Genomic DNA, 10,414 nt, shown 5'->3' with positions numbered 1-10,414 from the left:
GTGGCGACGGTGGGGCGCCACATCTGGGAGAAGAAGCTCTCGGCCATGTCCAGATAGCTGGGCTCGGCTTCGGGCTCGGGTGCCTCCAGCTCGGTGCCGGCCGGCGCGACATGGGATTGAATCGCCCCAGCGGCCCGGGCAGCAGGGATGTTGTTGGTGAGGGTGTTGGTGGAGCCGGTAAGAATGTTCGCCTGCACCGTGGGCGGAAACAGCGCGTTACTGAAACTCTCGCATAAATTGCTCAGACCCTTGTCGGCCCCGGTCTTGCTCATGGCGAGGCCGACGATCGTACCCACCACCAAGCCGAGCACGAAGCAGCCCAACCCCCCGGTGACGACCGTGATGCCCGTGGCCGCCACCACGGCAGCCGTCGCCACCGCGGTGATCGCGATGTTGGCTGCCACCTCCAGCACGCCGCCAAGAATGTCGGCCATCATCGAGGTGTGGCTGAGTGCATCGCCCAGCCGGGCGGCCCAGAGTGCGTCAGACATGCAGGGTGCTCATCAGGCCGGAACGTCGAACAGCAACGAACTCTTGATGGTCGCCCAATGCGCGGCTTCGGCATCGCCAAGTTTTTCCGCCTTCACGTAGCTCAAGGCGAGCATTTTGCGGCTGCCGGGCAACACCAGTGCCAACTGGTATTGGAAGACTTTGTCGTTGCCCTTGTTGAACTGGCTGCGCAACTCGATGCCTTCGACGTCCTGGCTGGCGCCCAGGCGCACGGCGACGCCCGGCTGAAAACGCAAGTCCTGCACTTGTTTTTCCAGGCGCTTGAGCTGGTCGTCGAAGTTGCTTTGCAGGGTTTCGCCCTCGGCCAGCAAGCTGCGGCTGACAATCAGCGAAGTGCCCAGTTCAGGGAACTTGAGGATGTTGATCGACGCGTCTTGCAGTTCGCTTGCCGGCAGTTGGAACTGGAATTCATTGATTCGGTAAGTCATGGAACACAGATCTCGTGATTAGCCCTTGGGCTTGGGAAACGCGGCATTGATGTTGGCGTCGATGCTGGCCTTGACGCCCTGGCCATCAGGCGTGGCGCCAGGGCCGCCGCCGTTGTTCAGGTGCAGCACGCCGCCGGTGTTGAACTCGGCATCACCGCTGGCATAGACGCTGATTTGCACGCCGGTCAGGTTGATCTGGCCGCTGGCATTGAGCTCCAGGATGCTTTCACCGCACACCAGCCGCAGGTTCTCGCCCACTTCAATGACATAGCTCTGGCTGATGCTGTCGGTCTTGCGCTGACCCACCGACAGAATGTCTTCCTGCTTGACGATGCGCAGGCGGTTGTTGCCGATGGTCACCGTCTCGTCATGCCCAATGCTTTTGTTGCGGTCGTGGCCCACCGCGTGGCTTTCATCCACCTCGACCACGATGTCCTGGTTGCGCTCGGCATGGATGTACAACTGCTCGGCGCCTTTTTTGTCTTCCATGCGGATTTCGTTGAAATTGGCCGGTGAGCCGCCCTTGCTCGAACGGCTCTTCATGCCGCTCTGGGTGGCGTTTTCCGGCAAGTCGTAGGGCACGGTCTGTTCGGCGTTGTAGACGCGACCGGTGATGATCGGCCGATCCGGGTCGCCTTCGAGAAAGCTGACGATCACTTCCTGGCCGATTCGCGGGATCTGCATCGAGCCCCAGTTTTTTCCGGCCCAGGATTGCGACACGCGAATCCAGCACGAACTGTTTTCGTTGGATTGGTCGTGACGGTCCCAATAGAAATGCACCTTCACCCGGCCGAACTGGTCGGTCCAGATTTCCTCGCCCTTGGGGCCGACCACCAGTGCGGTCTGCGGGCCTTTGACGATGGGGCGCTGGGTGTTGGGCAGCGGGCGATAGCTTTGTTGGGCGTCGATGCAGGTCAGGCTGCTTTCGAACTGTGCCGTGGCGGCGCCACCGCTGGTTTCCAGGCTTTCCTGGTCGATGGTGTAGCGGGCGCCGACGATCAGGTATTCGCGGTTCTGGTCCTGGCGGCTGAAGCCGGTGAGGCTGAACAAATGACCCGAGCCCAGGCCCCGGGCGTTGCCGGCCAGCTCGACCTGTTCGTGCAGGGTTTGCAAGGCTTCGATGCGGGTGCGGGCGTAGTGTTCGCCGTCTTCGCTTTGCACGTAGGTGCCGGGGTAGTCGTACAGCGGATAATCGCCAGCGGTGTGCGGACGGGGCATGGCCGAGCGCACGTCAATGCGCGCGCTGGGGCGCTGGAAGTCATAGTCGTTGAGCTCCAGCGAGCCCGGCTGGACTTGCTGGGCCAGGTGCCAGTCGTGGATGTGATCGCGTTCGCGCTGCTGTTCATTTTTGGGGTAGTAGGGCACCGAGGCGTAGCCAGGCGCGCTGGTGTGCGCGCCGTAGGCATCGGCCAGCACCAGCACATGACGACCCTGTTCATGGCGGAAGAAGTAGTAGATCCCTTCCTGTTCCATCAGGCGGCTGACGAAATCGAAGCTGGTTTCGCGATACTGCACGCAGTATTCCCACTCGCGATAGGGCCGGCTCAGGGCGTCTTCGAAATCGGAAAAACCCAGGTCGCGAAACACCTGCTTGATGATCTGCGGGATGGTCAGGTTCTGGAAAATCCGGCAATCGGAGGTGCGGGTCAGCAGCCATAGCCACGGCCGCAGCGTGGCCTGGTAACTGGCGAACTGGCCCTGGTCGACGTTCTGGCTGCAACGGGCAACGATGCCATGGAAATGACGCTCGCCACCGCCGTCCAGTTGCAGGCTCAGGCACATGGGTTTGCCCAGCAACTGGTTGAGGTCGATGGCGTTGTCCAGCGAGTGCAGCTGCAGCTCATAGTTGAACAGCCGTCCCAGCTCTTCGCCGCCGCCCATGTCCTTGAGCAACAGCACATCCGGCCCCAGGGGGCTGGTGATTTTTGCCAGGCGTGAGAGTTGCTTGAATAGCATCAATTATCCCTTGTCACTGCTGGATTCCTTCCTCCGGAGGAGGCGCCGCTTAGGCGGCGTCGCTGAAGTCGTAGTGCAATTCGTTATCCCGGGCACTGATCCGTACGCTCGCCAGCGCTTTGCCTTCGAGCATGCGGGTGAGGAACTCGCGGCTCATGTCTGGCAGCAGGCTGTTGGTCAGGATGGTGTCGATCATCCGGCCGCCGCTTTCGGTTTCGGTGCAGCGGGAGACGATCAGGTCGATCACCGCGTCGTCGTAATCGAAGGCCACTTCGTGAGTGTTCTCCACGCGCTTTTTGATGCGGTTGAGTTGCAGGCGGGTAATGGCCTTGAGCATGTCGTCGCTGAGTGGGTAGTACGGAATGGTCACCAAGCGGCCCAGCAATGCCGGGGGGAAAATCTCCAGCAGCGGTTGGCGCAGGGCCTTGGCGATTTCCTCGGGTTCGGGCACGTTTTGCGGGTCTTTGCAGACCTGGGCAATCAGCTCGGTGCCGGCATTGGTGGTCAGCAGAATCAAGGTGTTCTTGAAGTCGATCACCCGGCCTTCGCCGTCCTCCATCACGCCTTTGTCGAAGACCTGGAAGAAAATCTCGTGCACGTCCGGATGGGCTTTTTCCACCTCATCCAGCAGCACCACGCTGTAGGGTTTGCGCCGCACGGCTTCGGTCAGTACGCCGCCTTCGCCATAGCCGATGTAGCCCGGTGGCGCGCCCTTGAGGGTGGACACGGTGTGGGCTTCCTGGAATTCACTCATGTTGATGGTGATGACGTTCTGCTCGCCGCCGTACATGGCTTCGGCCAGCGCCAGCGCGGTTTCGGTCTTGCCCACGCCGGAGGTGCCGGCGAGCATGAACACGCCAATCGGCTTGCTCGGGTTGTCGAGGCCGGCGCGGGAGGTCTGGATGCGTTTGGCGATCATCTGCAAGGCATGGTCCTGGCCGATGATGCGTTTTTTCAGGTGCTGGTCGAGGTTGAGCACGGTTTCCAGTTCGTTGCGGGCCATGCGGCCCACCGGAATGCCGGTCCAGTCGGCGACCACCGAGGCCACGGCCTGGTAATCGACCGTCGGCAGAATCAGCGGCGTTTCCCCTTGCAGGGCGCTGAGACGCTGTTGCAGGTCCACCAGTTTTTCGCGCAAGGCGTGGTTGGTCTCGCTGCCGTCCTCGCTGTCCACCACACCGACGCGCTCGCGCAGGGTGGCGCGGGTGGCGAGCAGTTCGTCCACCAGGGCTTTTTCTTCGGTCCAGCGGCTTTCCAACTCGGCGAGGCGTTCGCGTTCGGCGCTCAACAGGTTTTCGCTTTGGGTTTGGCGGGCGCCGATGACGATGCCGATGGCGTGCTCGCGGGCAATGATTTGCAGCTCGGTTTCCAAGGCCTCGATGCGCCGACGGCTGTCGTCCACTTCGGCCGGCACGGCGTGCAGGCTGATGGCGACCCGGGCGCAGGCGGTGTCCAGCAGGCTCACGGATTTGTCCGGCAACTGGCGCGCCGGGATGTAGCGATGGGACAGTTTGACCGAGGCTTCCAGGGCTTCGTCGAGGATCTGCACCTGATGGTGTTTTTCCATGGTCGAGGCCACGCCGCGCATCATCAGCAGCGCCTTGTCTTCGGACGGCTCGGCCACTTGCACCACCTGGAAGCGACGGGTCAGGGCCGGGTCTTTTTCGATGTGCTTCTTGTACTCGGCCCACGTGGTGGCGGCCACGGTGCGCAACGTGCCCCGGGCGAGCGCCGGTTTGAGCAGATTGGCCGCATCCCCGGTGCCGGCGGCACCACCGGCACCTACCAGCGTGTGGGCTTCGTCGATGAACAGGATGATCGGTTTTGGCGAGGCCTGGACGTCTTCGATGACCTGGCGCAGGCGCTGTTCGAATTCACCTTTCATGCTCGCGCCGGCCTGCAACAGGCCGACGTCGAGGCTGCGCAGTTCCACGTCCTTGAGCGCCGGCGGCACGTCACCGGCAACGATGCGCAGGGCAAAACCTTCGACCACGGCGGTTTTACCGACGCCGGCTTCACCGGTCAGGATCGGGTTGTTCTGCCGACGGCGCATGAGGATGTCCACCAGTTGGCGGATCTCTTCGTCACGCCCGACAATCGGGTCTAGCTTGCCGCTGCGGGCCTGCTCGGTGAGGTCGACGGTAAAACGCTTGAGCGCTTCCTGCTTGCCCATGGCGCTGGGGGCCATGGCGCCGCTGGCTTCGCCGGGTACGCTGCCGGCGTTGAAGCCATCGCTGGCGCCGAGGGCATTTTCCGGCGAGTCGCCGACGTATTCGTCAAAACGCTCGCTCAGGGCCTCGACCTTGATCTTGTCAAACTCCGCCGACAGCCCCAGCAACCCATGGCGCAGGCTCGGCGTCTTGAGGATGCCCAGCACCAGGTAACCGGTACGCACCTGGCTTTCGCCGAACATCAGGCTGCCGTAGACCCAGCCGCGCTCCACGGCTTCTTCCACATGGGAGGACAAGTCAGTGATGGACGTCGAGCCCCGTGGCAAACGGTCCAGGGCATCGGTCAGGTCCCGGGCCAGGCGCGCCGGCTCGATATTGAACTGGCGGATGAGGCGGTGCAGGTCCGAGTCCTGCAATTGCAGCAACTGATGAAACCAGTGGGCCAGTTCCACATAAGGGTTACCGCGCAACTTGCAGAACACGGTGGCGGCTTCGATGGCTTTGTAGCCCACGCTGTTGAGTTTGCCGAACAACGCGGCGCGACTGATTTCACCCATGCTCTTGGCTCCTTGAGATCTGTGAGGTGTTGGCTTGCTCGGCGTAATGCCGGGCCAGTATTAAATCCTTGGCATCGTTTGCAGGCCTGCCCAGCCAGGTATTGAACCCCAGGCGGAAGCGGCCATTGAGTTGCAGCGCCGGTACTTCGGGTTGTTTCAGAACCAGGTTCAGATCCCAGTCCAGTTCATGGCCCAGGTATTCGGCCACCCACGTCACCAGCTCATTGAAGGGTTGGCTGCCGGGCAGCATGCCCATGTAGTCATCGAGCTTGAGTGGCCCCAGGCGAATGCGAAATTTGTGTTGGCGATCCCAGACGTAACGGCCCAGGCAAAAATCCGTGCCCAATTGATGGGCGCTGACGCCCACGCGGCTGCGTTCCGGCAGCTCCAGCCACTGGCCGACGTACTCTTCGATCTCCACCGGCAGCCCGAAGTAGTCGCTGAGAATGGCTTTCAAGCCATCCGGGTAGCGGGTTTGCGCCGACAGATGACCGCTGTAATGCAGCTTCGCCGTGTCGGGGATCAGCCCTTGTTTGAGCAGGCTCGGCATGCCTCGGCCGCTCAGTGCCGCCAGGCGTGCCGACCAATAGTCATCGTCCGGGCGATCATGGCTGACCGTCGGCCGCGCTTCGGCCCAGGCCCGGTAAAACAGACTCAGCAGGCGATGGTGGAACACGTCCAGGAAGCGTTTGCTGGTGCTGTCGGCATTGTTGCGCTGGCGTTCGCGCACATATTCGGTGAGGTGCAACGGCAACGGACCGTTGGGGCCGCCGAGGCCGAAAAAGAACTGCTCCAGGCGCGCCGGCGAACCGTCGATGCCCGGCTGCACCGAGGCCAGGGTCGAAGGGGCAAAGGTGCAATCGGCCTGTTGCCCAAGGCGCAGCGGATCATCGGCCAGGCGCAATGAATGGCCCAGGCGCGGCAGGTCAGGCGATTCGCACTCGATGCGCCGCAACGCCTGGAAGAAGTCGTATTCCCAGGGCTTCTGGTGCATCGCGTCCAGGGTACTCACAGGGTCGGACGGCGTCCGGGCTTGGCTTTCCATCGCATGATCTCGCCGCGTTCGGTGGTACGGATCACCGTCTCGGTAAAACTGTTGATCGACACGTAGCGTGCCAGGAAGCGCTCGAACACGGCACCGAGCAAGAAGACCCCCGTGCCGCGAAACGCGTTTTCATCGAATTCCAGGGTGATCTCCAGGCCACGACCAAACACGATCGGGCCCGGCATTGGCAAGCGTCGGGTGCAGGCCTTGCTGCTGACTTCGCGCAGGCCTTCGATCTGCAACTGCAAGGCTGCATCGTTGTCGTCGCCATACAGGCGCAGCAGCTCGCGCAGGGCGGCGGCGCCCTGGCCTTGCTCGCTGAGGGACAAGTAGTTGAGCGACAGCTGGCTGATCAATCGCCAGGCCTTGGCGTCGTGGGCATGGCTGGCGCGTGGGCGGCTCGGGCCTGCCACGCAGCGCACCGCCGCTACCGGGGCGCTATCGGCCAGGGTGAAGTCGGTCTTGCTATTGCCCACGCTCATGAACAGCGGCAGGTCGCGGTTGGTACACAACGCCGTTACGCCCAGTTGGCGCAGGTCGTGGCGATAGGGCGCCTGCTGACTGTCCACCAGACTGACGAAGGTTTCGCTGCCGATGTAAGTCGAGCGCGGGCCGTTGCGCCGCTGGCCGCTGGACAGCACGCGAGGTTCGCGCCGCACCGTGTACCAGGCCTGATCGCGGCCGTAGCGAGACGGATCGCGTACGGCATAGAACGGCAAGAAAGGCTGCTCCGCCCCGGTGCCATGGCCGGTGAGGGCGGTCAGAGAATGAATCTCGAAATCCATCGGCCGGGTACGGTCGGCGATCACATGGTGTTCATTGACCCGTTCCGACAGGTGAATGCGATCCAGGCGCTTGGGAAACAAATTGATGGCCGGGGTGCAGAACGGCAGGAACTGCGCGGCACCGACGCTGCCTTCCAGGCTCGGATCGTGACGCTCGAACAGCACGATCAATTCCAGTTCCTGGCCGTCGCAGCGTTTGACCGCCCGGCTCAGTTGGGTGAAATCGACAAACAGAAAGCGATGGGGCAGGGCGAAGTATTCCTGCAACAGGCGATAGCCCTGGAAGGCCCGCGAGACCACGGGCAGCGCGGCGTCGGTATCGTCGAATCCCACGGAGCGCAGGGCGTCCTGCGGCAGGCGCTCGACCCAATCGGCGCCGGGCTGACGGGCGAACACGGCGCAGGCGTTGCCCAGCAGCTGTTCGTAGAGGCGGAAGGGCTGCTCGTCCGCACCGTTGAGGTACAACGGCAGGTTGTCCAGGGCCAGACTGTTGAACGGCAGTTCGGCACCGGTGCGCAGGGTCAGGCGCAGGCCGGCCTTGGCCTTCGGCGCGCTGGCGGCCAGGCGCCCGAGCACGGCGGATGGGTTGCCGAAATACTCGGCCTGGCTGACCTGCAACGGCCACAACGTCACCGCGTGGGCGGTGCGGTACTCGCAGCAGGTTTGGGTTTCGCGTCCCAGGGTGGCGCGCAGGGCCGTGTCCCGGGGCAGCGGGAAGCCGCTGCTCAGCGAGCCTTCATCGGGGTCGGCCTGCAAGTGCACCACGGTCATCGACGGTGTCGGCGCCAGATAATGTGGGTAGGCGATTTCCAGCAGATTGTGGGTGAAGGTCGGGTACTCGGCATCGAGCTTGAGCTGTACCCGGGCCGTCAGGTAGGCGAAGCCCTCCAGCAAACGCTCGACGTATGGGTCGGCGCAGTCCATGCCGGACAACGTCAGCCGACTGGCGATTTTCGGGTATTCCTGGGCGAACTCCGCCGCGCTTTCGCGCACGTGGTGCAATTCCTGGTTGTACAGCTCCAGCAGGCGCGGGTTCATGAGCGTCTCCGCTGGTCGGCGTTGACCACCCGCACATGGCCGGATTCCAGGTCCAGGTCGGTTTGCAGCATCAAGCGCAGCGGCACCGGCTGCGCCCAGAGATCGCCTTCGATCTCGAAACTCAGGGCGTTGTGGTTCATTTCGGCGGACGCCCGGGCCCGCACGCGCAGGGTATGGCGCAGAATCCGCGGTTCGAACGTGGCGATGGCCTGGTGGATCAGCGCTTCAAGCGCCGCGATGTCGACGTTCGACGCGCTGTTGCCGGCCAGAGCCGGCAGCCCGAAGTTGACCACCGAAGTGCCCGCCGGGGTGTGCAGGGTCGCATCGGCGCTGAGCAATGAAGTGGTGTTGAGCAGCCACGCCAAGTCACGCAGCACGGAGGCTTTGAGTTGGCTCAGGGATAGCACGCGCTTGTCGGCGCTTTCCTTGAGATTGCTCGGATCGTCATCGGTCAACCGGTCCAGCAGGGACGGTTGCAGGCGATCGCGGGTGGCGATTTCGGTTACCACGTAAATGGCCCCACATACATTTTCTGGTCCCCGCCCGAGCCGCAGGACGCAAACGTGTTGACCGCTCCCGCCTCCAGGCTCCCCTTGATCCGGCGAATAGCCTGCATTTTGCTGAGGCAGTCGCGGCTGGGCGCAGGCATGTGTTCGCTACGCCAGACCGAAAATATCGGGATGTCGTTGAACGTCTCTACGCGCAGTTGCTGCTGTTTATTCAGGCTGAAGCTGCAAGGCCACTCCATGTCCAGCTTCATGCGACTCTGGTCGGGTTTGACCAGCGTGCATTGACCCTGGTCGTCAATCAGCCTGAGTTGCTGCCCGACAAAGACGGCCTGGGTTGTAGGCATCTCGGTATGTTCGGCCCATGCGTTCAGGCTGATCAGGTTCATCGCCAGGCACATGGTGAGCAGGTGCTTTTTCACGGATAAACGATGACCCGGCCATGACTCGGACACCCTCGGCGCGTTCAACCGGTCCAGCATGGACAGTTGCAGGCGATCACGACTGGCGATGTCGGTTACCACCGGAACAGCGCCGTAAACATTTTCTGGTCTTGTTGGCCGAGCCCGCACATGGCGCTGGGGTTGACCGACGAGGCTTCCAGAACACCATTGATCTTGCGTACAGCCTGGGATTTGGCGTCGCAGTCCCGACTCGGCGGTGGCTCGGGCACGCTCCGTTCTACTAGAAAGATCGGAACGCCTCTGAACATTTCTACCCGCAATTCACCCCTTGGGTTCAGGTTGAAGTAGCACGGCCACTCCATGCCCAGTACCAGATGAGTCTGATCTGGTTTGAGGACCGCACATTGACCGTTCAGGTCGACTAACTTAAGTGCCTGGCCCGCGAATGTTCCCTGAGTGCGAGCGGGTGCGTCGAGTTGATCAGGGTCAGTTTCAGCGCAGGCATTCAAGCTGATCAGCAGGCTGCACAGGAGCGTCGCCCGTAGCGTTGGCCCTATCATGTCAGCTCCCAGAACCAGACCTGTTTGGAAAGGAAGTCACCATCAAAGAAGCCCTTGGTTCGGCCACGATTCCATAGATCGATGTGGTCGCCGGAACGCTGGCTTTCAAGCTCGTTTGAACGGGCAAAGCAATCCTTGAAAAAAATGATCCCGGTCTTTTGGCTCAGTGTCAGCCGGTCAGCTGCGCTGCCGCTCAGAATGGTCGGGCGACCCAAATGATGCCGCCAGAGCCAGTTGGCCAGGGACTCGGCGCCACGGGCATGTTCATGCTTGCATTTGGGATCGGTGTAGGTCGATTTGTTGACCTTGATCGTCAACTCGCCATTCAACGCGACACTCATGCGAATCGCGCACTGGTTGCCCCAGGGCTGGTCGCATGGATCCTTGACGGTGGGATAGCTGCTCCACAAATTAATAAACGAAGGCTTGGCCATGACTCAGACACCGGGTGGGA

9 protein-coding genes and 1 pseudogene are annotated in these 10,414 nt (G+C 62.3%); all 10 read right to left on the bottom strand.

Translation table 11 applies throughout. The features are described 5' to 3' along the window. A pseudogene (locus HCU66_RS21150) lies at positions 1–491 on the bottom strand (RHS repeat-associated core domain-containing protein); the annotation flags it as partial. 12 nt (positions 492–503) lie between these two features. After that, a complete protein-coding gene (locus HCU66_RS21145; protein ID WP_205890413.1) occupies positions 504–938 on the bottom strand; it encodes a DcrB-related protein in 435 nt (144 codons plus the stop codon). A gap of 18 nt (positions 939–956) precedes the next feature. After that, positions 957–2,894, bottom strand: a complete 1,938-nt coding sequence (locus HCU66_RS21140) for a type VI secretion system Vgr family protein (RefSeq protein ID WP_205890412.1) — start codon at positions 2,892–2,894, stop codon at positions 957–959. Positions 2,895–2,943: 49 nt separating this feature from the next. Then, a complete protein-coding gene (tssH, locus tag HCU66_RS21135) occupies positions 2,944–5,622 on the bottom strand; it encodes a type VI secretion system ATPase TssH (RefSeq protein ID WP_205890411.1) in 2,679 nt (892 codons plus the stop codon). Continuing rightward, positions 5,615–6,667 (bottom strand): type VI secretion system baseplate subunit TssG, encoded by a 1,053-nt coding sequence (tssG, locus tag HCU66_RS21130; RefSeq protein WP_205890410.1) that lies wholly within the window; start codon positions 6,665–6,667, stop codon positions 5,615–5,617. Before tssG ends, tssH begins: the two co-directional genes overlap by 8 nt. Further along, a complete protein-coding gene (gene tssF / locus HCU66_RS21125; protein ID WP_205890409.1) occupies positions 6,631–8,490 on the bottom strand; it encodes a type VI secretion system baseplate subunit TssF in 1,860 nt (619 codons plus the stop codon). The genes tssG and tssF overlap by 37 nt, the downstream gene beginning before the upstream one ends. Then, positions 8,487–8,999 carry a type VI secretion system baseplate subunit TssE gene (gene tssE, locus HCU66_RS21120; RefSeq protein WP_123581149.1) on the bottom strand — a complete coding sequence of 171 codons (513 nt, stop codon included), beginning with the start codon at positions 8,997–8,999 and terminating at the stop codon, positions 8,487–8,489. Before tssE ends, tssF begins: the two co-directional genes overlap by 4 nt. Then, positions 8,993–9,478 carry a hypothetical protein gene (locus HCU66_RS21115; protein WP_241015603.1) on the bottom strand — a complete coding sequence of 162 codons (486 nt, stop codon included), beginning with the start codon at positions 9,476–9,478 and terminating at the stop codon, positions 8,993–8,995. The genes tssE and HCU66_RS21115 overlap by 7 nt, the downstream gene beginning before the upstream one ends. A gap of 35 nt (positions 9,479–9,513) precedes the next feature. After that, positions 9,514–9,960, bottom strand: coding sequence for a hypothetical protein (locus tag HCU66_RS21110; RefSeq protein WP_205890408.1), 447 nt, complete (start codon positions 9,958–9,960; stop codon positions 9,514–9,516). Beyond that, positions 9,957–10,394: a T6SS effector amidase Tae4 family protein gene (locus tag HCU66_RS21105; protein WP_205890407.1), complete on the bottom strand. Its 438-nt coding sequence runs from the start codon at positions 10,392–10,394 to the stop codon at positions 9,957–9,959. The genes HCU66_RS21110 and HCU66_RS21105 overlap by 4 nt, the downstream gene beginning before the upstream one ends. Positions 10,395–10,414 lie beyond the last annotated feature (20 nt).

The sequence above is a fragment of the Pseudomonas frederiksbergensis genome (assembly GCF_017114915.1).
Taxonomy (GTDB): Bacteria; Pseudomonadota; Gammaproteobacteria; order Pseudomonadales; family Pseudomonadaceae; genus Aquipseudomonas; species Aquipseudomonas frederiksbergensis_I.
The sequence above is the reverse complement of the archived record's forward strand: the minus strand, read 5'-3'. Positions and strand labels throughout refer to the sequence as shown.